This window comes from Variovorax boronicumulans NBRC 103145 (assembly GCF_001591345.1).
Classification (GTDB): Bacteria; Pseudomonadota; Gammaproteobacteria; order Burkholderiales; family Burkholderiaceae_C; genus Variovorax; species Variovorax boronicumulans.
The window spans coordinates 1-25535 of the sequence record NZ_BCUS01000055.1 but is presented as its reverse complement, the minus strand read 5'-3'; the positions used below and the strand labels follow the sequence as shown (position 1 = coordinate 25535).

General features: G+C 68.9%; 23 protein-coding genes. 20 read left to right on the top strand and 3 right to left on the bottom strand.

The genetic code is table 11. The features are described 5' to 3' along the window. Window positions 1-67: 67 nt before the first annotated feature. From VBO01S_RS17040 to VBO01S_RS17025, 4 genes are all read left to right on the top strand, one after another. Entirely contained in the window at window positions 68-2536 is a 2469-nt protein-coding gene (locus VBO01S_RS17040) for a DNA internalization-related competence protein ComEC/Rec2 (protein ID WP_082818173.1), read from the top strand. A 98-nt stretch (window positions 2537-2634) separates the two neighbouring features. Then, window positions 2635-4131, top strand: a complete 1497-nt coding sequence (locus VBO01S_RS17035) for a circularly permuted type 2 ATP-grasp protein (RefSeq protein WP_062476766.1) — start codon at window positions 2635-2637, stop codon at window positions 4129-4131. A gap of 11 nt (window positions 4132-4142) precedes the next feature. Then, window positions 4143-5099 (top strand): alpha-E domain-containing protein, encoded by a 957-nt coding sequence (locus VBO01S_RS17030; RefSeq protein WP_062476763.1) that lies wholly within the window; start codon window positions 4143-4145, stop codon window positions 5097-5099. Window positions 5100-5211: 112 nt separating this feature from the next. Continuing rightward, on the top strand, window positions 5212-5820 hold the full coding sequence (locus VBO01S_RS17025) for an Lcl C-terminal domain-containing protein (RefSeq protein WP_082818172.1): 609 nt from the start codon (window positions 5212-5214) through the stop codon (window positions 5818-5820). A 7-nt stretch (window positions 5821-5827) separates the two neighbouring features. Here VBO01S_RS17025 and VBO01S_RS17020 read toward each other — a convergent pair whose 3' ends face one another. Continuing rightward, complete coding sequence (locus tag VBO01S_RS17020; RefSeq protein ID WP_370681212.1) at window positions 5828-7480, bottom strand: sulfatase-like hydrolase/transferase; 1653 nt, start codon at window positions 7478-7480, stop codon at window positions 5828-5830. 201 nt (window positions 7481-7681) lie between these two features. On the opposite strand from VBO01S_RS17020, the gene VBO01S_RS17015 reads away from it, so the two are divergent. Next, window positions 7682-8146, top strand: a complete 465-nt coding sequence (locus tag VBO01S_RS17015; protein WP_062476754.1) for an SH3 domain-containing protein — start codon at window positions 7682-7684, stop codon at window positions 8144-8146. Window positions 8147-8158: 12 nt separating this feature from the next. On the opposite strand, the gene glpK is transcribed toward VBO01S_RS17015, so the two are convergent. Both glpK and VBO01S_RS17005 read right to left on the bottom strand, forming a co-directional pair. After that, a complete protein-coding gene (gene glpK / locus VBO01S_RS17010) occupies window positions 8159-9655 on the bottom strand; it encodes a glycerol kinase GlpK (protein ID WP_062476751.1) in 1497 nt (498 codons plus the stop codon). A gap of 19 nt (window positions 9656-9674) precedes the next feature. Next, on the bottom strand, window positions 9675-10445 hold the full coding sequence (locus tag VBO01S_RS17005) for a DeoR/GlpR family DNA-binding transcription regulator (protein ID WP_062476748.1): 771 nt from the start codon (window positions 10443-10445) through the stop codon (window positions 9675-9677). Window positions 10446-10567: 122 nt separating this feature from the next. Here VBO01S_RS17005 and glpD point away from each other — a divergent pair, with 122 nt between their 5' ends. From glpD to VBO01S_RS16930, 15 genes are all read left to right on the top strand, one after another. Then, window positions 10568-12244, top strand: coding sequence for a glycerol-3-phosphate dehydrogenase (gene glpD / locus VBO01S_RS17000; RefSeq protein ID WP_062476745.1), 1677 nt, complete (start codon window positions 10568-10570; stop codon window positions 12242-12244). Continuing rightward, a complete protein-coding gene (locus tag VBO01S_RS16995) occupies window positions 12244-13317 on the top strand; it encodes an ABC transporter ATP-binding protein (protein ID WP_062476742.1) in 1074 nt (357 codons plus the stop codon). The genes glpD and VBO01S_RS16995 overlap by 1 nt, the downstream gene beginning before the upstream one ends. A 1-nt stretch (window position 13318) precedes the next feature. Beyond that, window positions 13319-14389: an ABC transporter ATP-binding protein gene (locus tag VBO01S_RS16990; RefSeq protein WP_062476739.1), complete on the top strand. Its 1071-nt coding sequence runs from the start codon at window positions 13319-13321 to the stop codon at window positions 14387-14389. Then, window positions 14386-15276, top strand: coding sequence for a carbohydrate ABC transporter permease (locus tag VBO01S_RS16985; protein ID WP_062476737.1), 891 nt, complete (start codon window positions 14386-14388; stop codon window positions 15274-15276). Before VBO01S_RS16990 ends, VBO01S_RS16985 begins: the two co-directional genes overlap by 4 nt. After that, entirely contained in the window at window positions 15273-16085 is an 813-nt protein-coding gene (locus VBO01S_RS16980) for a carbohydrate ABC transporter permease (protein ID WP_062476734.1), read from the top strand. The genes VBO01S_RS16985 and VBO01S_RS16980 overlap by 4 nt, the downstream gene beginning before the upstream one ends. Window positions 16086-16097: 12 nt before the next feature. Next, the gene (locus tag VBO01S_RS16975; protein WP_062476731.1) at window positions 16098-16406 is read left to right on the top strand and encodes a DUF2160 domain-containing protein; all 309 of its coding nucleotides are present in this window, start codon (window positions 16098-16100) and stop codon (window positions 16404-16406) included. An 89-nt stretch (window positions 16407-16495) separates the two neighbouring features. Then, a complete protein-coding gene (locus VBO01S_RS16970) occupies window positions 16496-18226 on the top strand; it encodes an ABC transporter substrate-binding protein (RefSeq protein WP_062476729.1) in 1731 nt (576 codons plus the stop codon). 168 nt (window positions 18227-18394) lie between these two features. Beyond that, window positions 18395-19399 carry a dialkylrecorsinol condensing enzyme gene (locus VBO01S_RS16965; RefSeq protein WP_255221137.1) on the top strand — a complete coding sequence of 335 codons (1005 nt, stop codon included), beginning with the start codon at window positions 18395-18397 and terminating at the stop codon, window positions 19397-19399. Continuing rightward, the gene (locus VBO01S_RS16960) at window positions 19389-20525 is read left to right on the top strand and encodes a beta-ketoacyl-ACP synthase III (protein ID WP_062476726.1); all 1137 of its coding nucleotides are present in this window, start codon (window positions 19389-19391) and stop codon (window positions 20523-20525) included. Before VBO01S_RS16965 ends, VBO01S_RS16960 begins: the two co-directional genes overlap by 11 nt. A gap of 2 nt (window positions 20526-20527) precedes the next feature. After that, window positions 20528-20923, top strand: a complete 396-nt coding sequence (locus VBO01S_RS16955) for a DarG family dialkylresorcinol biosynthesis protein (protein WP_062476723.1) — start codon at window positions 20528-20530, stop codon at window positions 20921-20923. Next, window positions 20920-21900: a BtrH-related acyltransferase DarH gene (gene darH / locus VBO01S_RS16950; RefSeq protein WP_062476720.1), complete on the top strand. Its 981-nt coding sequence runs from the start codon at window positions 20920-20922 to the stop codon at window positions 21898-21900. The genes VBO01S_RS16955 and darH overlap by 4 nt, the downstream gene beginning before the upstream one ends. A gap of 91 nt (window positions 21901-21991) precedes the next feature. Next, window positions 21992-22900 (top strand): ABC transporter ATP-binding protein, encoded by a 909-nt coding sequence (locus tag VBO01S_RS16945; RefSeq protein ID WP_062476717.1) that lies wholly within the window; start codon window positions 21992-21994, stop codon window positions 22898-22900. A gap of 9 nt (window positions 22901-22909) precedes the next feature. Continuing rightward, on the top strand, window positions 22910-24067 hold the full coding sequence (locus VBO01S_RS16940) for an ABC transporter permease (protein WP_062476714.1): 1158 nt from the start codon (window positions 22910-22912) through the stop codon (window positions 24065-24067). Then, the gene (locus tag VBO01S_RS16935) at window positions 24064-24342 is read left to right on the top strand and encodes an acyl carrier protein (protein WP_062476711.1); all 279 of its coding nucleotides are present in this window, start codon (window positions 24064-24066) and stop codon (window positions 24340-24342) included. The genes VBO01S_RS16940 and VBO01S_RS16935 overlap by 4 nt, the downstream gene beginning before the upstream one ends. Further along, complete coding sequence (locus VBO01S_RS16930) at window positions 24339-25412, top strand: beta-ketoacyl synthase N-terminal-like domain-containing protein (RefSeq protein ID WP_062476708.1); 1074 nt, start codon at window positions 24339-24341, stop codon at window positions 25410-25412. Before VBO01S_RS16935 ends, VBO01S_RS16930 begins: the two co-directional genes overlap by 4 nt. Window positions 25413-25535: the final 123 nt, after the last annotated feature.

Here is a 25535-nt window from a genome sequence, read left to right as displayed (position 1 = left end):
CGCATACTAGCCCAGTTGCCAAGCAATTAACGCGCCATCGAGCGTGGGTTGGGGGAGGGTTTGCATCATGGATTCCGGGGTGTCGGGAGGGCAGTCGCGGCGTGCGTCCGAGGCTGTCGCGGGTGGGTCGGGGGCCTTCGTTGCGCTGGGCGGCACGCTGCTCGGCGCGGCGGTGCAGCTGCGCCAGCCGCTGCTGTGGGCGGCGGGTGTCTACGTCGCGTTGCTGCTGGCGGGGCTCGGTGGCGGATGGCTGCTGTGGCGGTGGCGTGGGCGTCGGTGGGCGGTGCTCGTGCTGTCGCTGGCCTGCGGCGCGATGGCCGGCGCGGGGCTCGCCGGATGGCGCGCCACGGCCTACGCGCAAGGGGCGCTGGAGCCGCAGCTCGAAGGACGCGACCTGCGGCTCACGGGCGTGGTCTCGCAGATGCCGCAGCCCGGCGAGATCGGAACGCGCTTCCGTTTCGATGTGGAGACGGCGCAGTGGGCCGAGGCCTCGCGCGATCAGGCACCGCCGACGGTGCCGCCACGCATCGCACTCGCCTGGTACGGCGACTACGGCGGGATGTGGGAGCAACCCGCCGAGCGGCGTGCGTCCGTCGCACGCACCGTGGGCGAGGTGCATGCCGGCCAGCGCTGGCAACTGACCGTGCGCCTGCGCGCGCCGCACGGCAACCTCAATCCGCATGGCTTCGACAGCGAACTGTGGGCGTGGGAGCAGGGCGTGCATGCCCAAGGCCATGTGCGGGCCGGGGCGCGCGACCCCGCGCCGCGCCTGCTGGGCACCACATGGCGGCACCCGATCGAGCGGGCGCGCGAAGCCGTGCGCGATGCCGTCTTCGCCCGCGTGGACGATCGGCGTCAGGCCGGCGTGATCGCCGCGCTCGTCACCGGCGACCAGGGCGCCATCGACCGTGCCGACTGGGACGTGTTCCGTGCCACCGGCGTCGCCCACCTGATGTCGATCTCGGGCCTGCACATCACTTTGTTCGCGTGGTTCGCGGCGCATGTCGTGGGCGCGCTCTGGCGGCGCAGCAGCCGGCTCATGCTGCGGCTGCCCGCGCAACAGGCCGCGCTCGCCGGCGGCGTGCTGCTGGCCGCGCTCTATGCGCTCTTCAGCGGCTGGGGCGTGCCCTCGCAGCGCACGGTCTGGATGCTCGCGGCCGTGGCGCTGCTGCGCCTGACCGGTCGGCGCTGGCCATGGCCGCACGTCTGGCTGCTGACGGCGGCGGTCGTGGTGGCCGCCGACCCGTGGGCGCTGCTGCAGGCCGGCTTCTGGCTCAGCTTCGTGGCGGTGGCGGTGCTGTTCGCCTCCGCCACGGCGGTGCCGGGCGAGGGGCGGGTGGGGGCGCTCACGCGCCTGGGCCGCTTCTTTCGCGAGCAATGGACGATCACGCTGGCGCTCACGCCGCTGAGCCTGCTGCTGTTCCAGCAGGTGTCGGCGGTCGGGCTGGTGGCCAATGCGCTTGCGATCCCGTGGGTGACGCTGGTGATCACGCCGCTGGCGATGCTCGGCGTGGCGGTGCCGCCGCTGTGGGACGTGGCCGCCGGGGCGGTGAAGCTGTTCGCGCTGCTGCTGCAGGCGCTCGCCGGCCTGCCGTTCGCCACGCTGTCGATGGCCGCGCCGCCGCCGTGGCTGGCCGCAAGCGGCGTGGCGGGCGGCGTGCTGCTGGCGATGCGCCTGCCGTGGTCGGTGCGCGCGCTTGGCCTGCCGCTGCTGTTGCCGGTGCTGCTGTGGCAGCCGGCGCGACCTGCGGTGGGTGAGTTCGACCTGCTCGCCGCCGACATCGGGCAGGGCAACGCGGTGCTCGTGCGCACCGCCACGCACAGCCTGCTGTACGACGCCGGCCCGCGCTACGGGCTCGACAGCGACGCGGGCCACCGCGTGCTCGTGCCGCTGCTGCGCGCACGCGGCGAACGGCTCGACCTGCTGTTGCTGAGCCACCGCGACATCGACCACACCGGCGGCGCACCCGCCGTGCTCGCCATGCAGCCGCAGGCGGCACTGCTGAGCTCCATCGAGGCCGGGCACCCGCTGCAGGCGCTGCGCCCCGCGCGCCGCTGCGAGGCCGGGCAGCGCTGGACCTGGGACGGCGTCGACTTCGAGGTGCTGTTTCCCTATGACAGCGACTACCTCGGCTTCACGCGGCCCAACGCCGTGTCGTGCGTGCTGCGCATCGGCAACGGCCGCGCCACGGTGCTGCTGGCCGGCGACATCGAGCGCCTGCAGGAGGCCGCGCTGGTGTCGCGAACGCCTGGGCTTGCGGCCGACGTGCTGCTGGTGCCGCACCATGGCAGCAAGACCTCGTCGAGCGAGGTTTTCCTGGACGCCGTGCGCCCGCGCATCGCGCTCGTGCAGGCCGGCTACCGCAGCCGCTTCGGCCACCCCGCGCCCGAGGTGGTGGCGCGCTACGTCGAACGCGGCGTTCAGGTGGTCGACAGCCCGCGCTGCGGCGCCGCCCACTGGGCAAGCCAGCTGCCCGCCGAGCTGAAGTGTGAACGCGCGCACGACCTGCGCTACTGGCGTCACCGCATGCCATGAAGGTCCGAAACGCGAAATGCCCTCGCATCGGGCCCAAACCTAGGGCTTCTACTGGCCTCGAACTTGCTAAGCTATGGCTCAAGGAGATTGGTCGTTCCATGCACAAATTCGACGAGATGTATGAGCAGCTCCCCTATGCGGGCGCTGCAATCCGACAGCACTACAAGCGCTACGACCAATGGCTTGCGAAGCAACCCGGTGAGGTGATGCGATCGCGGCGTGAAGAGGCGGAAATGATTTTCCGCCGGGTCGGCATCACCTTCGCGGTGTACGGCGCCAAGGACGAGGACGGCTCCGGCACCGAGCGGCTGATCCCGTTCGACCTGCTGCCCCGGATCATTCCCTCCCACGAGTGGGAGAGCATGGAAAAGGGGCTGGTGCAGCGTGTCACGGCGCTCAACCGCTTCCTGTACGACGTGTACCACGACCAGGAAATCATCAAGGCCGGCATCATCCCGGCCGAGCAGATCCTGAACAACGCCCAGTTCCGCCCCGAGATGATGGGCGTGAACGTGCCGCACAACGTCTACTCGAACATCTCGGGCATCGACATCGTGCGCGCCCCCGATGCCCAGGGCAACGGCGAGTACTACGTGCTCGAAGACAACCTGCGCGTGCCCAGCGGCGTGAGCTACATGCTCGAGAACCGCAAGATGATGATGCGGCTGTTCCCGGAGCTCTTCAACCAGAACCGCATCGCGCCGGTCGCCCACTACCCCGACCTGCTGCTCGAAACCCTGCGCGCCAGCGCGCCGCCGGCCACGGCCGAGCCCACGGTGGTGGTGCTCACGCCCGGCATGTACAACAGCGCCTACTTCGAGCACGCCTTCCTGGCCCAGCAGATGGGCGTGGAGCTGGTCGAGGGGCAAGACCTGTTCGTCAAGGACGACTTCGTCTACATGCGCACCACGCGCGGCCCGGTGCGGGTCGACGTGATCTACCGCCGCGTCGACGACGACTTCCTCGACCCCGAGGTGTTCCGCCCGACCTCCACCCTCGGCTGCGCGGGCCTCATGCGCGCCTACCGCCAGGGCAACGTCGTCATCTGCAATGCCGTGGGCACCGGCGTGGCCGACGACAAGTCGATCTACCCCTACGTGCCGAAGATGGTCGAGTTCTACCTCGGCGAGAAGCCGATCCTGAAGAACGTGCCCACCTACATGTGCCGGAACAAGGACGAGCTGCAGTACACGCTCGACAACATGAAGGACCTGGTCGTCAAGGAGGTGCACGGCGCCGGCGGCTACGGCATGCTCATCGGCCCTGCTGCCACGCAGGCGGAGATCGAAGACTTCAAGAAGGCCGTCATCGCCAAGCCCGACGGCTACATCGCCCAGCCCACGCTGAGCCTGTCGACCTCGCCGACCTTCGTCGACGCCGGCATCGCGCCGCGCCACATCGACCTGCGCCCCTTCGTGCTCTCGGGCAGCGAAGTGCAGATGGTGCCCGGCGGCCTCACGCGCGTGGCACTGAAAGAAGGGTCGCTGGTGGTCAACTCGTCGCAAGGCGGCGGCACCAAGGACACCTGGATTCTCGAAGCGGACCGCACGGCCAAGCCGAAGGCGGCCACGCAGTCGCAAAGCCAATCGCAGTAGGAGCACAAACGATGCTGTCCCGCACCGCAGACCACCTCTACTGGATGTCGCGCTACACCGAGCGCGCCGAGAACACGGCGCGCATGCTCGACGTCAACTACCAGACCTCGCTGCTGCCGCAGTCGGCCGAGGTCGCCAAGTACGGCTGGCAGGGCGTGCTCTCGATCAGCGAATTGCTGCCCTGGTACAGCAAGAAGTACGACCAGATCACGCCCAACGAAGTCATGGAGTTCATGGTCAAGGACGAGAGCAATCCGTCGTCGATCGTCTCCTGCCTGAAGGCCGCGCGCGAGAACGCGCGTGCCGTGCGCGGCGCGCTCACCACCGAGGCCTGGGAAACGCAGAACACCACCTGGCTCGAAGTGAACCGCATGCTGCGCGCCGGCGATTTCGAGCGCGACCCGGGCCAGTTCTTCGAGTGGGTCAAGTTCCGCTCGCACCTGTCGCGCGGCGTCACGCTGGGCACCATGCTCCAGGATGAGGCGTTCTACTTCTCGCGCCTTGGCACCTTTTTGGAGCGTGCCGACAATACGGCGCGCCTGGTCGATGTGAAGTTCCACGCGCTCAACAGCGAGTTCTTCGGCGCCGCCACCGAGGAAGACCAGGAGTACGACTTCTATCACTGGAGCGCGATCCTGCGCAGCGTCTCGGCCTTCGAGGTCTACCGCAAGGTGTACCGCGACGTGATCAAGCCCGAGCGCGTGGCCGAGCTGCTCATTCTTCGCGCCGACATGCCGCGCTCGCTGCACGCCAGCCTGGTCGAGGTGGTCAACAACCTCGCCAAAGTGCAGAACGAGCAGAGCGCCGAAACCCAGCGCCGCGCCGGCAAGCTGCTGGCCGACCTGCAGTACGCACGCGTCGACGAGATCCTGGCGACGGGTTTGCACGCCTACCTCACGCAGTTCCTCGACCGGGTGAACGAGCTGGGCGGGCGCATCAGCCAGGACTTCCTGGTGCCGGCGCACTGACGACGCATCGAATCGACGTCCTGCGGGCCCGGGCCGGCCCCGGGACCTCGCGCACCCGGCGGTAGCATTCGAGTTCGATCTCGATCCAAGTTGCTGACCGCAGGGAGTTTCCATGAAGAAGAAATCAACGCTTGCCTGCAATGGCAAGTGGAGGGCCGCCGCCTGGGCGGCCGCAGTGCTGCTCGCCGGCTGCGACCAGTCCGCACCGCCGACAAAACAAGCCTCCTCGCCCCAGGCGTCGACGGCCGTCGTCGTCGATGCCGCCACCGGATTGCGCTGGCTGCGCTGCGCCCTGGGGCAGACCTGGCAAGGTGGCCGTTGCGTCGGCGAGGCCGAAGCCCTGAGCTTGATGGACGCGCAGGAGCGCGTGCAGGCACTCAACGCCAAGGGCCATGAGGGCATCTCGCAATGGCGGCTGCCGACCATCGTGGAGCTGGCGGCGCTGCGGCGTTGCGACCATGGCCTGGTCGACGAGACCTTCACGCTCGAGCTGAGTCCCGAGCGGGAGCCCGTCACCGTGCCCCGGTGGTGCGCCCGCGAAACCTCCGTTCCTACCATCGACAGCGCGCGCTTTCCCGATACGCCGCTGCGCAAGTTCTGGTCGGGCTCGGGCAGCGAGGCCGCGCAGCACTTCTATGCCGTGGACTTCAGCAATGCATGGATCGGCCAGAATGAGGCGGCCGAGGCCACCCACGCGGTGCGGCCGGTGGCCGATCGCTGACTTCCCGCTACTTCGAGAACGACTCCACCACCACCGGAATCTCCGGCGCCTGCCACTGGTAGCTGTCGCCCAGCACATTGCGCTCGGCCTTCTGTCCGCTCCAGCGGATGCCCAGCAGGTCCATCAGGCTCCAGCCGGCCCAGTCCGCGCGAAAGGGCTGCTGCGTGGCGGCGCCGGTGGGCAGCGGCTCGCGGTTGCGCCAGACGACGGCCGGGATGCGGTAGCCCGAGGCGGTCGCGGGGCTGTGGCCTGCGCGGTCGCTGCCGTGGCCGACTTCCTGGCCGTGATCCGACAGGTACATCCAGGCGCGGTAGTCGTCCGGCTTGCCGGTGCTGCGGGTCTGCTGCAGCAGTTCCGACACCACGAAGTCGTGGTACAGCAGGGCCGCGTCGTACTCCTGGCGGAAGTGGCGCACCCAGGCCGAGCGGCCGTCCTTCACGAGGCCGTTCTCGACCGCGTCGACGCTGTCGTCGAAGGGGTTGGCGTTCTCGGGAAAGCGCAGGCTGTAGTGCGGGTGCGCGCCCATCAGGTGGACCACGATGAGCTTGCGCTCGGTGCTGGTGTCGGCGAAGGCTTCCTGCACGCAGTCGAGGATCTCGCCGTCGAGCGAGGCGCTGGCGCGGCCCGGCGTGCGGTTCACCATGTCGACCACGTCGGCATAGCGCGCGTGCTCCTGCTCGATGGCCAGGTCGTCGTGGTTGCTGATCCACCAGACCTTGTAGCCGGCGGCGCGCGCCAGGGCCAGCAGGTGGGGCGGGCTCTCGCCGTTCCCTCTGTTCCCGTTGGCCGGCTGCCCGAAATGGAACATGTTGCGCAGCGCGGGCAGGGTGCTTGCGTCGACCGACCATGCGTTGCGCAGCACGGCCATGCGGTCGCCTTCCTGGGCCTTGTGCGCCTGCAGGCGCGGCGTGGTCGGGCGGCCGTAGCCGTACAGGCCCATGTTGTCGCGGTTGATGCTGTCGGTGATGACGAGCACCACCGTCGACGGCCCTTCGCGCGAGAACACCGGTGCGATCTGCCGCGCCTGGGCCATCTGTGCATCGCGGGTTTTTTCCTGGCCGGCCCAGGCGGCGCGCTGGTCCTGCAGCGACTGCGACCACTGGGTCCAGAAGACGACCGGGTGCAGCCGGCGCCAGGGCTTGCTCACATAGGCCACGCAGGCCGCGAGCAGGATCAGCAGCAGCAGCGAGCGCGCCCAGAACGGCCGACGTGCACGTGGCGCCGTGGCGCCGCGCCGCGCGAACAGGCCTGCCAGCACGCCTGCCGCCACGAGCGCGGCGGACCAGACGACGGCGGAGCGCCAGTGCATGCTGAGGTACTCGGCGCTTTCTCGTGCGTTGGTGTTGGCCGCCGCGCCCAGCACCATGGCGCTGTCGGGCGCGGCCTGGTAGGTGTCGAGCAGGTAGGCGCGGACCACGGCGTCCAGGCCGAAGCCCATGACCCAGAGCCACACCAGCGCCGTGCGCCAGCGCCGCAGGCGCGCGCTGTGCAGCGGCCACAGCAGCCAGAGCACGGGCGGCGCGGCAAGCACCGCGAGCTGGGCGATGCGGCGGCCGTCGTGGCCCAGGGCGATCAGCGCCAGCAGCGTCGCGCCGACCACGCCGCAGGCCAGCAGGGCGCTGGAGGGAGGACGCGGGGCGTCGATGGCGGGATGTGTCAAGCGCGGCGCGGGGGAGTCGAGGGCGGCCGAATTCTGCCCCGCACCCTGCCGCGACGCGGCCAGTGTCCCGACCCCCGCGGGGTCTTTGGAGTGCGGCTCAGGGATATCCCCGCGGAACTTATTGGCGCTCAGCGTCCCAGAGGGGGCTTCGACCGGCATTTGCCGGACCTCCCGTGTCTTCTCGAAAGGAACCCTCGCCCCATGGCCCGATTCAGCCGCCGACTGCCCGCGCTCCTGCTCGCCTTCTTCTTCTCGTGGATGCTGCTGCCGTCCGCCTTTGCCGCGCAGCCGCAGATGGTCAGTGTCGCGGTCAAGACGCTGAACATGCGCACCGCCCCCAGCCAGCGTGCCGAGGCGCACTGGACGGTGAGCCGGGGCTATCCGCTGCGCGTGATCGGCCGCAAGGGCGACTGGCTGCGCGTCACCGACTTCGAGAACGACAAGGCCTGGGTCTTCCGTTCGATGACGAGCAAGACGCCGCACCACGTCGTGAAGGCGAAGACCGCGCAACTGCGCCGCGCACCCGGCGCGCGCAGCCCGGTCGTGAAGAAGGCCGTGTACGGCGACGTGCTGCGCACCCTCGAGCGCCGCGGCGACTGGGTGAAGGTGCGCCACGAAGGCGGCACCACCGGCTGGGTGCTGAAGCGCTCCCTCTGGGGCTGGTGAAACCGAGGGCGCTCAGGTCGCGGTCGCCTGGCGCACCGCGCGCTCCCAGCGCGCCATCGATTCCTCGGCCTGCGCACGGCCCATGGTCGGCATGAAGCGGCGCTCCACCTTCCACAGCTTCGAGAGCTGGCGCGCGTCGGTGTAGACGCCGGTCGACAGTCCCGCCAGGTAGGCCGCGCCCAGCGCGGTGGTCTCGACCACCTCGGGCCGCACCACCGGAATGCCCAGCAGGTCGGCCTGGAACTGCATCAGCAGGTCGTTCACGCTCGCGCCGCCGTCCACGCGCAGCTCGGCCACGGGCTTGCCGCCCGCGGCCACGGCGTCGCGGCTCATGGCCTGCAGCAGCGCGGCGCTCTGGTAGGCGATGCTCTCCAGCGCGGCGCGCGCGATGTGCGCGACCGTGGTGCCGCGCGTGAGCCCGGTGATCGTGCCGCGCGCGTCCGCGTCCCAGTAGGGCGCGCCCAGGCCGGTGAAGGCCGGCACCATCATCACGCCGCCCGCGTCGGGCACGCTCTCGGCGAGCGACTGCACTTCGGCGCTGCCCTTGATGGCCTTGAGGCCGTCACGCAGCCACTGCACCACGGCGCCGCCGACGAACACGCTGCCTTCCATCGCGTACTGCGGGGTCGCGTCGACCTGCGCGGCGCTGGTCACGAGCAGGCCGTTGTGCGAGGGCTGGAACGCGCCGCCCGTGTGCATCAGCAAAAAGCAGCCGGTGCCGTAGGTGTTCTTGGCCATGCCGGCCTCGAAGCAGGCCTGGCCGAAGAGGGCGCTCTGCTGGTCGCCGGCCACGCCGCCGATGGGCAGCGCATGGCCCAGCAGCGCGGCGTCGGTGTCGGCGAAGTGCGAGCTCGAGGGCTGCACCTTCGGCATCAGCGCGGCGGGGATGTCCAGCGCCTTCAGCAGGTCGGCGTCCCATTCGTTCGTGTGCACGTTGAAGAGCATGGTGCGCGAGGCGTTGCTCACGTCGGTCACGTGCACCTGGCCGCCGGTGAGCTGCCACATGAGCCAGCTGTCGACGGTGCCGAAGGCCAGTTCGCCGCGCTCGGCCTGGGCGCGCGCGCCGGGCACGTTGTCGAGCAGCCAGCGCAGCTTGGTGCCCGAGAAATACGCGTCGATCACCAGCCCGGTCTTCTCGCGGATGGTGTCGCTCAGGCCCTGCTCGCGCAGCTGCGCGCACAGCGGCTCGGCGCGGCGGTCCTGCCAGACGATGGCGTGGTGCACGGGCTGGCCGGTGACGCGGTTCCACAGCACGGTGGTCTCGCGCTGGTTGGTGATGCCGATGGCGTGGATGTCGGCGGGCTGCAGCTTCGCCTTGGCCAGCACCTCGCGCGCGGTGGCCAGCTGGCTGCGCCAGATTTCCATCGGGTCGTGCTCGACCCAGCCGGGCTGCGGGTAGATCTGCGTGAGTTCCTTCTGGGCGATGGCGACGATGCGGCCTTCGCGGTCGAACACGATGCTGCGCGAGCTGGAGGTGCCCTGGTCCAGGGCAAGCAGGTAGGTGGTCATTCGATGAGTCTGATGGGGTTCAGTTGTCGCGCGCGATCTCGAGGCGCACCTGCGCGGCATGCAGCAGGTCGGGGAAGGGCGGCGGCGGCGCGGCGTCGGTGAACAGGCGGTCGATCTGCGAGAGCGTGCCCAGCTGGATCATGGCCGGCCGGTTGAACTTGCTCGCGTCGGCCGCCAGCCACACCTCGCGCGCCTGGGCAATGATGGTCTGCGCGACCTTCACCTCGCGCAGGTCGAAGTCGCGCAGCGAGCCGTCGGCCTCGATGCTCGACACGCCGATGAGTGCGATGTCGACCTTGAACTGGCGGATGAAGTCGATGGTGGCTTCGCCCACCACGGCGCGGTCGCGCGGGCGCACGGAGCCGCCGGCCACGATCACTTCGCAGGCCGTGTTGCCACTCAGGATGGTCGCCACGTTCAGGTTGTTGGTGATCACGCGCAGGCCCGTGTGGCGCATCAGCGCCTTGGCGATGGCTTCGGTGGTGGTGCCGATGTTCAGGATCAGCGAACAGTCGTTGGGCACCAGCTCGGCCACGCGGCGCGCAATGCGCGCTTTGCCGTCGGCGTTGAGCGTTTCGCGCTGCTGGTAGCCGATGTTCTCGGTGGTCGAACTCGGCACGCGCACGCCGCCGTGGAAACGCGTGAGCAAGCCCGCATCGGCCAGCCGCTGCACGTCGCGCCGCACGGTCTGCAGCGTGACGCCCAGCATGTCGGCGAGCTGTTCGACGGTGACCGAACCGCGCGCGCGCACGGTGTCGAGGAGGTTGATCTGGCGCGGGTTGGAGTTCACAGAGGCGTCGTGGAAAGCGGAAAGACTGGGGTCGAGGGTACAGGCCGCGTCACTTTAAAACGAAAGAAAACGAAGCCGAGTAAGGGAAAACTCGGAGGAAAATCGCGCCAAAAGGAATCCAAATGAAAAAATGCGAAAATACAATCTCGGCCTTTGCTGACAAAAGTCACGAACCTACGGACCTCCAGCCTGTGACCGATTTCTCCTCTCCAGCGGCCGAACCCGCCACCGATTGCGATGTGCTGATCGTCGGCGGTGGCATCAACGGCTGCGGCATTGCGCGCGACCTGGCCGGCCGGGGCTGGCGCGTGGTCCTGTGCGAGAAGGACGACCTGGCCTCGCACACCTCGTCGTCTTCCACCAAGCTGATCCACGGCGGGCTGCGCTACCTCGAGTACTACGAGTTCTCGCTGGTGCGCAAGGCGCTGCAGGAGCGCGAGGTGCTGCTCAAGAGCGCGCCGCACATCATGTGGCCGCTGCGCTTCGTGATGCCGCACGACCCCTCGATGCGCCCGGCCTGGATGATCCGCATCGGCCTGTTCATGTACGACCACCTGGCCAAGCGCGAGGTACTGCCGCCGTCGCGCGGCATCGACCTGCGCCAGCACCCGGCCGGCGCACCGCTCAAGGCGCAGTACAAGCGCGGCTTCGTGTACTCCGACGGCTGGGTCGACGACGCGCGGCTGGTGGTGCTCAATGCCATCGACGCGCGCTCGAAGGGCGCCGAAGTGCTCACGCGCACGCGCTGCATCCATGCGCAGCGCGGCGCCGACGGCTGGGTCGCGACGCTCGAAGGCCCCGATGGCGCGCACCGCACCGTGCGCGCACGCGCCGTGGTGAACGCGGCCGGCCCCTGGGCCGAATCCTTCCTGCGCGGCGTGGCCCAGTCGGCGCGCGGCGAGGCGCTGGCCACCAAGAGCCTGCGGCTCGTGAAGGGCAGCCACATCATCGTGCCGCGCCTGTTCGACCACGACCACGCCTACATCTTCCAGAACCCCGACAAGCGGATCATCTTCGCCATCCCCTACCAGGGCGCGTTCACGCTGATCGGCACGACCGACATCGAGATCAGCGGCGACGACCCCGGCGCCGCGCGCATCGCGCAGGAAGAAATCGACTACCTGTGCACCCAGGCCAGCCGCTACTTCGACAAGGCCATCGTGCCGGCCGACGTGGTCTGGACCTACTCGGGCGTGCGCCCGCTGCTGGACGACGCCTCGGGCGACCCCTCGGCCGTCACGCGCGACTACCTGCTCGAGTCGAACACCACCGCCGCGCCGCTGCTGTCGGTGTGGGGCGGCAAGATCACCACCTTCCGCAAGCTGGCCGAGGACGCGGCCGACGAAGTGGGCCGCATGCTGGGCCAGTCGCCCGCGCAACGCCCGGCCTGGACCGACGGCGCCTTCCTGGCCGGCGGTGACCTGTCGGCCTGGATCGGCGCACCCAAGCGCCCCGACGACGACTTCAGCCGCTTCGTCGCCGCCGTGCAGGCCAAGTACCCCTGGCTCGACGCCCAGGTCGCGCTGCGGCTGGCGCGCGGCTACGGCGCGCGCGTGGCCGAACTGGTCGGCGAGGCGCAGTCGCTGGCCGACATGGGCGCCGAGGTGGCGCCCGGCCTGTACGAGCGCGAGCTGCGCTTCTTGCAGGCGCGCGAATGGGCCGTGAGCTCGGACGACGTGCTCTGGCGCCGCACCAAGCTCGGCCTGCACTACACGCCCGCCGAGCGCGAGCAGGTGGCGATCTGGCTGCAGGCCAACGCAAAGAACAACAACGACACCGTGGAAGTGGAGGTGAGCTGATGCAGCTGACTCTGGAGCGCGTCACCAAGAAGGTCGGCGCGCAAACCTGGCTCTACGAGCAGAGCATTGCGCCGAAAAGCGGCGCGGTGACCGTGCTGCTCGGCGCCACGCAGGCCGGCAAGACCAGCCTGATGCGCCTCATGGCCGGGCTCGACACGCCCAGCACCGGGCGTGTGCTGGTCGACGGCAAGGACGTCACCGGCACGCCGGTGCGCGAGCGCAATGTCGCGATGGTCTACCAGCAGTTCATCAACTACCCCTCGCTCAAGGTGGCCGACAACATCGCCTCGCCGCTGAAGCTGCGCGGCGAGTCGAACATCGACGCGCGGGTGAAGGCGCTGGCCGACAAGCTGCACATCGGCATGTTCCTCGACCGCTATCCGCAGGAGCTGTCGGGCGGCCAGCAGCAGCGCGTGGCGCTGGCGCGCGCGCTCGCCAAGAACGCACCGCTGATGCTGCTCGACGAGCCGCTGGTCAACCTCGACTACAAATTGCGCGAAGGCCTGCGCGAAGAACTCACGCAGCTCTTCGCCACCGGCGACTCGACCGTCATCTACGCCACCACCGAGCCCGGCGAAGCGCTGCTGCTGGGCGGCTACACGGCCGTGATGGACGCCGGCGAGCTGCTGCAGTACGGCCCGACCGCCGAGGTGTTCCACGCGCCGCAGTCGCTGCGCGTGGCGCGCGCCTTCAGCGATCCGCCGATGAACCTGCTGGCGGGCACGGCTGCGGCCGGCCGCGTGCAACTCGCGGGCGGGCCCGCGCTGACGCTGGCACTGCCTGACAGCGTGTCGGGCGCGGTCACCGTCGGCCTGCGCGCGAGTGCCTTGAACGTGAACGCGGGGGAGGGCGACATCGCCTTGCCCGGCAAGGTGGAGCTGGCCGAGATCTCGGGCTCCGACACCTTCGTGCACGTCGATACCGCGGTGGGCGAACTGGTGGCGCAGCTCACCGGCGTGCACCGCTTCGAGCTGGGCGCTTCGATTACGCTGTACTTCAGCGCATCACAAGCCTATGTGTTCGATGCCAGCGAAAAGCTGGCGCTCGCGCCGGCATGGCGCAAAGGAAACTGAGATGGCACGCATCGATCTCGACCTGGCCCACGCCTACCGCGCCAACCCCACGCAGGACAGCGACTATGCGCTGCTCCCGCTGAAGATGAGCTTCCGCGACGGCGGCGCGTATGCCTTGCTCGGCCCCTCGGGCTGCGGCAAGACGACCATGCTCAACATCATCTCGGGCCTGCTCGTGCCTTCGCAGGGCAGCGTGAGCTTCGACGGCCGCGACATGACGCGCGCCACGCCGCAGGAACGCAACATCGCGCAGGTGTTCCAGTTCCCGGTGATCTACGACACCATGACCGTGGCCGAGAACCTGGCGTTCCCGCTGCGCAACCGCAAGGTGCCCGAAGACCAGATCAAGAAGCGCGTCGGCGAGATCGCCGAAATGCTCGACATGAGCGGTCAGCTCAACCAGCGCGCCGCGGGTCTGGCGGCCGACGCCAAGCAGAAGATCTCGCTGGGCCGCGGCCTGGTGCGCAGCGACGTGTCGGCGGTGCTGTTCGACGAACCGCTCACCGTGATCGACCCGCACCTGAAGTGGCAGCTGCGCCGCAAGCTCAAGCAGATCCACCGCGAGCTCAAGCTCACGCTGATCTACGTGACGCACGACCAGGTCGAGGCGCTCACCTTTGCCGAAGAGGTGGTGGTCATGACGCGCGGCAAGGCCGTGCAGGTGGGCAGCGCCGAGGCGCTGTTCGAGCGGCCGGCCCACACCTTCGTCGGCCATTTCATCGGCTCGCCGGGCATGAACTTTTTGTCGGCCCACAGCGCCAACGGCGCACTCGAAGTGGCGGGCACGCCGCTGGTGCCCACGCGCGAGCTGCCGCCCGGCGCGCTCAAGATCGGCATCCGGCCCGAGTACCTGCGCCTGTCGAATGCGGGCGCGGCCGGCGCCGTGCCGGCGGTGGTGAAGCAGGTGCAGGACGTCGGCACGCACGCGATGCTCAGCGCCGAGGTCGACGGCGGCGTGGTCAAGGTGCGCATGCATTCGGACGAACAGCCGCCCTCGGTGGGCGACACGGTGTGGCTGCGGGTGCTCGACACCCACACCTGCTACTACAAGGACGAGGAACTGGTCGCATGAACCCCACCAACAAGCCGATCAACCAGAAGGCGTGGTGGCTCGTGCTGCCCGTGCTGATCTGCGTGGCCTTCTCGGCCATCGTGCCGTTGATGACGGTGGTCAACTACTCGGTGCAGGACATCATCTCGCCCGACCGGCGCGTGTTCGTCGGCACCGAATGGTTCGCCGCCGTGATGCGCGACGACGAGCTGCACCAGGCGCTGTGGCGCCAGCTGGGCTTCTCGCTGTCGGTGCTGCTGGTGGAGATTCCGCTGGGCATCGCGCTCGCGCTGTCGATGCCGGCCACGGGCTGGAAGTCGTCGGCGGTGCTGGTGGTGGTGGCGCTGTCGCTGCTCATTCCATGGAACGTGGTGGGCACCATCTGGCAGATCTACGGCCGTGCCGACATCGGCCTCTTGGGCCACGCGCTGCAGGTCATGGGCATCGAATACAACTACACCGGCAGTGCGACCGACGCCTGGCTCACGGTGCTGGTGATGGACGTGTGGCACTGGACGCCGCTGGTGGCCTTGCTCTGCTACGCCGGCCTGCGCTCGATTCCCGATGCGTACTACCAGGCCGCGCGCATCGACGGCGCCAGCAAGTTCGCGGTGTTCCGCTACATCCAGCTGCCCAAGATGCGCGGCGTGCTGATGATCGCGGTGCTGCTGCGCTTCATGGACAGCTTCATGATCTACACCGAGCCCTTCGTGCTGACGGGCGGCGGACCGGGCAACGCGACCACCTTCCTGAGCCAGTACCTCACGCAGAAGGCCGTGGGGCAGTTCGACCTCGGGCCGGCGGCTGCGTTCTCGCTGATCTATTTCCTGATCATTCTGTTGTTCTGCTTCGTGCTCTACAACTGGATGCAGCGGGTGGGCACGCAAGAGGTGGAGAAAGAACAATGAACGAAAAGAGATTCCACAAGCGCAGCATCTTTTTGCTGCTGTACATCCTGTTCGCGCTGCTGCCCATCTACTGGATGGTCAACATGAGCTTCAAGACGAACGAGGAGATCCTGTCGAGCTTCTCGTTCTTCCCGCAGCAGCTCACCTGGGCCAACTACGCGCGCATCTTCACCGACGAGTCCTGGTACTCGGGCTACATCAACAGCCTGATCTACGTGGCGATCAACACGGTGATCTCGCTCACCGTGGCGCTGCCGGCGGCCTATGCGTTCTCGCGCTATTCGTTCCTGGGCGACAAGCACGTGTTCTTCTGGCTGCTGACCAACCGCATGACGCCGCCCGCGGTGTTCCTGCTGCCGTTCTTCCAGCTGTACAGCACCGTCGGCCTCATGGACACGCACCTGGGCGTGGCGCTGGCGCACCTGCTGTTCAACGTGCCGCTGGCGGTGTGGATTCTCGAAGGCTTCATGAGCGGCATCCCGCGTGAGATCGACGAGACGGCGTACATCGACGGCTACTCGTTCCCGCGCTTCTTCCTCACCATCTTCCTGCCGCTCATCAAGGCCGGCGTGGGTGTGGCGGCGTTCTTCTGCTTCATGTTCAGCTGGGTCGAGCTGCTGCTGGCGCGCACGCTCACGAGCGTGAACGCCAAGCCCATCGTGGCGACGATGACGCGCACGGTGAGCGCCTCGGGCATGGACTGGGCGACGCTGGCCGCGGCCGGTGTGCTCACCATCGTGCCGGGCGCGATCGTGATCTGGTTTGTCCGCCACTACATCGCGAAGGGTTTCGCGATGGGCCGCGTCTAAGGAGACCGAGAGATGTTCGACTGGATGGTCTGGACCACCCCGGTGGCCGTTTTCTTCAGCTGCATCGCGCTCATGCTGGTCGGCATGACCGTGTGGGAATTCAAGTCGCCCACCACGATGCGGCGCGGCTGGCTGCCCATTGCCACCACGCGCGGCGATCGGCTCTTCATCGGCCTCTTGTCCGCGGCCTACGTCAACCTGATCTTCGTCGGCCTGGCCGGCAAGGTGCAGGAGTGGCTGAGCCTGGAGGCCGAGCCCTCGATCTGGATCGGCTTCGTGCTGTCGATGTTCGTGCTCGCGCTCGTGATGCGCAAAGGCTAGGCCCACCGATTTCGTCAACGCGTCCGGCTCTCCGCCTCCCCGGAGCCGCGATGAAAAAACCGGGGAAGCACAACCGAGGAGACACATTCATGAAGATGCGCTACACGGCATTGGCAATGGCGGCGGCGATGGTCGCCGCGCACGGCGCATGGGCCGCAGAGCCCGAAGCCAAGAAATGGATTGACAGCGAGTTCCAGCCGTCGACCCTGAGCAAGGACCAGCAGGCGGCCGAGATGAAGTGGTTCATCGACGCGGCCAAGAAGCTGCAGGCCAAGGGCGTCAAGGAAATCTCGGTGGTGTCGGAGACCATCACCACGCATGAATACGAGTCGAAGACGCTGGCCAAGGCCTTCGAGGAAATCACCGGCATCAAGGTCAAGCACGACCTGATCCAGGAAGGCGACGTGGTCGAGAAGCTGCAGACCTCGATGCAGTCGGGCAAGTCGATCTACGACGGCTGGATTTCCGACTCCGACCTCATCGGCACGCACTACCGCTACGGCAAGATGATGAACCTCACCGACTACATGGCCGGTGCGGGCAAGGAGTACACCAACCCCGGGCTCGACATCAAGGACTTCATCGGCACCAAGTTCACCACCGCGCCCGACGGCAAGCTCTACCAGCTGCCCGACCAGCAGTTCGCCAACCTGTACTGGTTCCGCGCCGACCTGTTCGATCGCAAGGACCTGAAGGACAAGTTCAAGGCCAAGTACGGCTACGACCTGGGCGTGCCGCTGAACTGGAGCGCCTACGAGGACATCGCCGAGTTCTTCAGCGTCGACGTGAAGACCATCGACGGCAAGCCGATCTACGGCCACATGGACTACGGCAAGAAGGACCCGTCGCTGGGCTGGCGCTTCACCGATGCGTGGCTCTCGATGGCCGGCACCGCCGACATCGGCACCCCCAACGGCATGCCGATCGACGAGTGGGGCATCCGCGTGGCCGACGACAAGTGCACGCCCGTGGGCGCGGCCGTGTCGCGCGGCGGTGCGACCAACTCGCCGGCCGCCGTGTACGCGCTCACCAAGTACATCGACTGGATGAAGAAGTACGCGCCCAAGGAAGCCATGGGCATGACCTTCGGCGAAGCCGGCCCGGTGCCCGCGCAGGGCCAGATCGCCCAGCAGATCTTCTGGTACACGGCCTTCACCGCCGACATGACCAAGAAGGGCCTGCCCGTGGTGAACGAGGACGGCACGCCCAAGTGGCGCATGGCGCCCGGCCCGAACGGCCCGTACTGGAAGCAGGGCATGCAGAACGGCTACCAGGACGTGGGTTCGTGGTCGTTCTTCAACGGCCATGACGCCAACAAGACCGCCGCCGCCTGGCTCTACGCCCAGTTCGTGACCTCCAAGAGCGTCTCGCTCAAGAAGACCATCGTGGGCCTGACCCCGATCCGCGAATCGGACATCCAGAGCAAGGCCATGACCGACATGGCGCCCAAGCTGGGCGGCCTGGTCGAGTTCTACCGCAGCCCGGCCCGCGTGGCATGGACGCCCACCGGCACCAACGTGCCCGACTACCCCAAGCTGGCGCAGCTGTGGTGGAAGAACGTGGCCGAGGCCGTCACGGGCGAGAAGACCCCGCAGAAGGCCATGGACAACCTGGCCGACGAGATGGACAACGTGATGGGCCGCCTGCAACGCGCCGGCATGGCCCACTGCGCGCCCAAGCTCAACGCCAAGGGCGACCCGAACAAGTGGCTCAGCGACCAGCACGCCCCGTGGAAGAAGCTGGCCAACGAGAAGCCCAAGGGCGAGACCATCGACTACAACAAGCTGCTGAGCGCCTGGAAGGCCGGCAAGGTGCGCTGACCGGCGCTTCGCCAGCAGCAATTGCAAACAAGGGCCGCGCCGCGAGGTGCGGCCCTTTTTCGCTTTCTGGCGCCCTGGTTCGTCGGATTCACGCGACGCCATGACCTATGGCAGATGCACCTTTGAAAAGGTTCGCTTACATTCGACGGCCCCCGCCACGGCCCGCCAGTGAATCCAAGTTCTTCCAGCCCCACCGCCAGCCCTCCTGCCACCCCGAGCGCGCGTGTCAAACGCGTCCTGCTGATCCAGTACTCGCAGACCGGGCAACTCGACCGCGTGGCCGGGCAGATCGCTGCGCCGCTGCGCGCCGACCCGGGCGTCGAACTGCGTGTGGAGACGCTGCGGCCGCTGCAGCGTTTTCCCTTTCCCTGGCCGTTCCTGACCTTCTTCGACGCGTTCCCCGAGTCGGCCCACCTGAAGCCGGGCCCGCTGGCGCCGCTGACGCTCACGGGCGATGAAGACTTCGACCTCGTCATCCTGCCGTACCAGGTCTGGTTCCTGGCCCCCGCGCAGCCGGTCGTGGCCTTCCTACAGCACCCCGTGGCGGCGCGGCTGCTCAAGGGAAAACCCGTGGTCACGGTCATTGCCTGCCGCAACATGTGGCTGCTGGCCCACGAAAAGCTCAAGGGCCTGCTCGCCGCCACCGGCGCGCGCCTGATCGACAACGTGGTGCTCACCGACCCGGGCCCCACGCTCGCCACCTTCTTCACCACGCCGGCCTGGCTCATCTGGGGCCGCAAGCGCGGCTTCTGGGGCATGCCCGACGCGGGCCTGAGCGAGGAACAGATCCGCGGCTGCGGCCGCTTCGGCCGGGCCCTGCGCGACGCATTGCACGCAGGCCGCGAGCAGGGCGATGCGCCCTTGCTGGCCGGGCTGGGCGCGGTGCGCGCCCAGGCGCGGTTGCTCATCAGCGAGAAGGCCGGCACGCGCAGCTTCTACCTCTGGGGCAAGCTGATCATGGCGGCCGGCGGGCCGGGCGCGGCGGTGCGCAAGCCGCTGCTCTTGCTGTACGTGCTGTTTCTGCTGGCACTGATCGTCACCGTCGTGCCGGTGAGCCTGACGCTGCAGGCCCTGCTGCGGCCGTTGTTCCGAGGGTGGCTGACTAAAATGACGGCTCAATTCGAGCGCCCGTCGGGCTCTGCCACGGACCGGCTCCCTCTCTATGACGACTGATGTTTTCCTGACCCGCACCGCTGCCTTCCTGCCTTTTTCTCCGGTCAGCAACGAAGACATCGAAGAAGTGTTGGGCCGCATCGGCGGCAAGGTGTCGCGTGCGCGACGCCTCATCCTGCGCAGCAACGGCATCCAGTCGCGCCACTACGCCATCGACCGCGCCACCGGCCAGCTGGCCATGACCAACGCACAGCTCACCGCCGCGGCTATCCGCGCGCTGGGCGACGACATCGGCCCGGTCGACTGCCTGGCCACCGGCACCTCGCTGCCCGACCAGCTCATGCCCAACCACGCGGTGATGGTGCACGGCGAACTGGGCTGGCCCCGGCTCGAGGTGGTGGCCTGCGCCGGCATCTGCCTGGCCGGCGCGGCGGCGCTCAAGCATGCGTGGCTGTCGGTGCGTGCAGGCGATGCGCGGCGTGCGGTCGCCACGGGCTCCGAGCTGGCCTCGGCCGTGATGCGCGGCATCAACTTCGAAGCCGAGCTCGAGCACAAGCTCGAAGCGCTCGAAGCGCGCCCCGAGATCGCCTTCGAGAAAGACTTCCTGCGCTGGATGCTGTCCGACGGCGCCGGCGCGGTGCTGCTGGAGCGCGAGCCGCGCGGGCCGCTGTCGCTGCGCGTCGAGTGGATCGAGCTGTCGTCGGCGGCGCACGAGCTGCCGGTGTGCATGTACGCCGGCGCCGACAAGAACGAGCAGGGCGGCCTCGACGGCTGGGCCCGCACCTCGCCGGCCGACTGGCAGCGCGACTCGACCTTCGCCGTCAAGCAGGACGTGCGCCTGCTCAACGACAACATCGTGCGCGCCACGCTGGCCGAGCCGCTGGCCGCCATCATCGAACGGCGCGGGCTCAAGACCGACGACATCGACTGGTTCCTGCCACACCTGTCGTCGCACTATTTCGTCGAGCCCGTGGCCGCAAGCCTGGCCGCGCTGGGCCTGCCGATTCCGCGTGAGCGCTGGTTCAGCAACCTCGCGACCAAGGGCAACACGGGCTCGGCCTCGCCGTACATCATGCTCGACGAGCTGTTCCGCTCGGGGCGTATCAAGCCGGGCCAGAAGCTCCTGATGTTCGTCCCGGAAAGCGGCCGCTTCTCGAGCGGCTTCATCTACCTGGAGGCGGTGTAGCCATGGACCTCGATGCCGTGCCCCAAGAGGGCAACGCGACCCTCGCCGGCCATTCCAAGCTGATGTACGCCCGCGACGCGCAGGGCCGCGTCGTCACCACCACCTCGAAGGGCTGGGAGGCGGAAGAGATCGTCACCAGCCACGCGGTCGACGTGCTGGTCGAACAGGCGCAGGAGGCCAAGGCGCGCGTGAAGGCCGGGCTGGCCTCGCCGCTCGAGTACTGGATGTACGAGCGCCGCATGGACGTGGCGCTGCTCTCGCAGACCAGCGGCTTCTGGCAATGGCGCGTGCGCCGCCACCTGCAGCCGCGCCATTTCGCCGCGCTGTCGCCGGCCCAGCTCGCCCGCTACGGCCAGGCGCTGGGGCTGCCCGTTTCCACCCTGCAAGGCCTGCCGTGAACTTCCAACACCAACAGGCGGCGCACTGCGAAAGCGGCGTCATCTCCAGCCTCATGCGCCACCACGGCGCGCCGATGAGCGAGGCGATGGCGCTGGGGTTGTCGTCGGCGCTGTCGTTCGCCTACCTGCCGTTCATCAAGCTGTCGGGCCTGCCGCTCATCTCGTACCGCATGCCGCCCAAGGCCATCATCAAGGGCTTGCTGGCACCGATGGCCGCGCGCTTTCGTTTCGAGACCTTCCGCAGCCCGCAGGCCGGGCAGCAGCGGCTGGACGCGCTGCTGGCCGACGGCCAGCTCGTGGGCCTGCAGACCTCGGTCTACTGGCTGCCGTACTTTCCGCCGAACATGCGCTTTCACTTCAACGCGCACAACCTGCTGGTCTACGGCAAGGACGGCGACGACTACCTGATCAGCGACCCCGTGTTCGAGGAGCCCGTGCGCTGCGCGAGCGAAGACCTGTCGCGCGCGCGCTTCGCCAAGGGCGTGCTGGCGCCCAAGGGCCTCATGTACTACCCGCAGGCCATCGAGCGCAAGGCGGTCGACGCCGCCTCGGTGACCCAGGCCATCCGCAAGACCGTGCGCAACATGCTCGCGCCCATTCCCATCGTCGGCGTGCGCGGCATGCGCACGCTGGCCAAGCGCATGCAGAAGCTGTCGCCCAGCGATCCGCGCAGCGTCGACTTCATCGGCCACCTGGTGCGCATGCAGGAAGAAATCGGCACGGGCGGGGCGGGCTTTCGCTTCATCTACGCGGGCTTCCTGCAGGAGGCCGCGCAGCTGCTCGACAAGCCGCAGCTCACGCAGATGTCCGAACGCCTGATCGCCATCGGCGACGGCTGGCGCGCGTTCGCGCTCAAGGCAGCGCGCATGGTGAAGGGCCGCGAGCCGGTCGATCCGGTGGCGCTGGCGGGCAAGCTGCGCGAGCAGGCGCAGCAAGAGGAAACCTTCTTCCGCGACCTCAAGGCCGCTGTTGCCTGAGATGGGAGCCCCCCGGCTTGCCACTGCGTGTGCTTCGCCACCCCCCGAGGGGGAGGCTCGGCCCGCCTTGGGGCGGCCCGGCGGTGGGCCGATGCTGGAGCTTCATCAGCTCGGCTACCGCTACCCGCACGCTGACAAGGCCGCGCTGGCCGACGTGTCGCTCGCCGTGCCGCGCGGTTGCGTGCTGGGTTTGCTGGGCCCGAACGGCGCCGGCAAGACCACGCTGATCTCGCACCTGTCGGGCGCGCTCGCGGTGCAGTCGGGCGACATCCGCATTGACGGCCAGCCGCTGCAGCAGGTGCGCGCGAAGGCGCCCACGCGCATCGCCGTGGCGCCGCAGGACCAGGCCTTCTATCCGATGCTCACCGTGGCCGAGAACCTGGCCTGCTTCGCCGCGGCCGGCAAACTTTCGGGGGCGCGCAAGAAGGCGCGCATCGACACCTGCACGCAGTTCGCGCAGCTCGAACAGTTCGCGGGCGTGCGCGCCGAGCGGCTCTCGGGCGGCTTGAAGCGTCGGCTCAACCTCGCGATCGCCTTGCTGCCCGAACCCGAGCTGATGCTGTTCGACGAGCCGACGGTGGGCGTCGATCCGCAGTCGCGCGCCTTCATCCTCGATGCGATCAAGAGCCTGGCGCAGGCCGGCGCGGCGGTGATCTACGCCTCGCACTACATGGAAGAGATCGAGGCCATCGCCGACCGCGTGGCCATCCTCGACCAGGGCCGCGTGCTGCGCGAAGGTCCGCTCGACGCGCTGCTGTCGCAAAGCGCGATGCTGCTGACCCTGGCCGCCGACGGGCTCGACGCGCAGAGGCTCTCGCGTTTCGGCACGGTGGAGCAGGGCGCGGCGCACTGGCGCATCCACCTGAACGCAGGCACCGGTCCCGGCCCCGTGCTGGCCGCGCTCGAAGCCGAAGGCATCGAGGTGCGCCAGGCCGAGTTCGGCCGGCACGACCTCGAGCAGCTGTTCATGGCGCTCACGCACCGTTCGCTGCGCGACTGACCGAACGCCATGCTCTTCGCGCTCATCAAGAAGGAACTGCTGGCCCTCGTGCGCGACATGCACGGGCTGGCCGTGCTGTTCGTGATGCCGATGGTGTTCATCGTGCTGATGTCGCTCACGCTGAAGGACATCTACCGCCCGCCGCTGGCCGAACTGAGCTACGCGGTCGATGCGCGCGACAGCGGCACGCCCGCCAGATGGCTGCTGCAGATCTGGCAGCGCAGCCACGGCGCGCCGCAGCCGCTGGGCGCCGACTGGCAGGCGCGGCTGCGCAGCGGCACGCTCAAGTACGTGATCGTGCTGGAGCCGGGCCTGTCGGAAGAACTGGAATCGGCCGCGCTCTCCACGCGTGCCCACATCCGCCTGCTCGCCGAGCCCGGCATCGACGCCAACCTGTTCAACGCGCTGCGCGCCGAGCTGATCGGCGCCTCGGGCGAACTCAAGGCGCGACTCGCGCTGGCGGTGCCCGGCACGGCCAGCCCCGCGCCTGACGCGTCCATCCAGGCGATGGTGCAGGCCGAGCGCTTCGCCACCGCCGGCCCGCGGCCCACGTCGGTGCAGCAGAACGTGCCGGCCTGGCTGGTGTTCGGCATGTTCTTCGTGGTCGCCTCGCTGTCCAGCCTGTTCGTGCAGGAGCGCGGCTCGGGCGCGCTCGGCCGGCTGCAGAGCCTGGGCGTGTCGCGTTCGATGCTGCTGGCCTCCAAGGCCTTGCCCTACCTCGGCGTGAACGCGCTGCAGGCGCTGCTGATGCTGGCGGCGGGCATCTGGTTCATGCCGCTGATCGGCGGCGACGCGCTCTCGCTCGCGGGCATCCACTGGGGCGGCCTGCTGCTGTCGCTGGCGGCCGTGAGCCTGGCGGCGGTGAGCCTGTCGCTGGCGGTGGCCTGCCTCGTGAAGAGCCATGCGCAGGCCGCCACGCTCGGGCCGATGGTGAATGTGCTGATGGCGGCGGCGGGCGGCATCATGGTGCCCAAGTTCGTCATGCCGGGCTTCATGCAGCGCATGGTCGAAATCTCTCCCATGAACTGGGGGCTCGAAGCGTTGCTCACCGTGCTGCTGCGCGGCGGCGGCGTGGCCGAGGTGCTGCCGCAGGTCGGCCGGCTGGTGGCGTTCGCGGCCCTCATGTTTTTCGTGGCTGTCTTTCTGTTTCGCAGGCGCGCACCGTGACGAGCACCGTTTCTTCTCCTGAATTCATCGCCCGCCTCAAGGCCCTCGTGCTCGAGGCTGTCGAAAAAGACGCGCCGCCCGGCGGCCTCGGTGACGACGAGCCGCTGTTCGGCCCCGAGGCGCGGCTGGACCTCGACTCGCTCGACGCGCTGCAGGTGTCGATGGCGATCCAGCAGCACTTCGGCCTGCGCATGCCCGACAGCAAGGACACGCGCCGCGCCATGACCTCCATCGCGCACCTGGCGGAACACCTGGCGCAAGCGGGCAAGGCATGAGTCCGGTGTACCTGGCCGGCATGGGCCTGGCCTGCGTGCTCGGCGACGATGTGCCGTCGGCGCTCGCGGCATTGCGGCGCGGTGGCGTGCCGCCCACGCCGGTGACGGTGGCCGAAGGCCTGCAGTGGCCGGTCTACACGCTGGCGGTGCCGCCCGGTGACTGGGCGCAGCGCGTGCAGCACACGGTGCGCCGCGTGGTCGCGCAGACCGGCGACGGGCTGGACCGGGAGGGGCCGCTGTTCGTGGCCTCTTCGTCGCTCGACATCGGGGCCATGGAACACGCACAGCACGACGCGCGGCTCAGCGGCGACCTGCAGGATTTCGCCGACATCGCCGCCGCCGCGCTCGACTGGCAGGGCCCGGTCTTCACCGTCTCGACCGCCTGCACCTCGGCGCTCAACGCGATGCTGGCGGCCGCAGACATGGTGCGGGCAGGCGAGGCCCGCGAGGCACTGGTGATCGGCGCCGAACTCGACAACCGCTTCACCGTGGCCGGCTTCGGCGCGATGCAACTGCTGGCGCCCGACAGCGCACGGCCCTTCGGCGCGGGGCGCCAGGGGCTGGTGCTCGGCGAAGCGGTAGCGGCGCTGCGGCTCGGGTCGCAACCCGCGCGTTGGGCGCTGCTGGGCGGCGCCAACGTGGTCGACGGCCGCAACCCCTCGGGCACCGAGGCGAGCGCGGTGCGCGCGATGTGCCGCGACACGCTGGCGCGCAGCGGCCTGCAGCCCGCGGACATCGACCTCATCAAGGTGCAAGCCGCCGGCAGCCCGGTCAACGACGCGATCGAGGTCGAGGCGCTGCGGCAGGTGTTCGACCCGCTGCCGCCGCTGGTGTCGCTCAAGTCGGCGATCGGCCACACGCTCGGCGCGGCCGGGGCGGCGGAGCTGGCCCTGCTGGTCGGCTGCATCGAAGGCGGCGCCTGGCCGTCGGTCGGCTATGCGCTCGACGAGACGCTCGGCATCGCGCTCAGCGACGGGCCGCCGGCGCGGCTGCGTCACATCCTGCTCAACGTGGTGGGCTTCGGCGGCGGGCATGCGTCGCTGGTGCTCAAGGATTGCAACGCCGCATGAGCCACGTCGCAACCCCCTGGCGCACCGTCGCGCACGTCGTGGCGCATCCGCCGCCCGACGACTGGCGCGACGCGCTGGCGACCCGCCTGGGCCGCCGGCCGCGCCGCGTCGGCCTGTGGACCG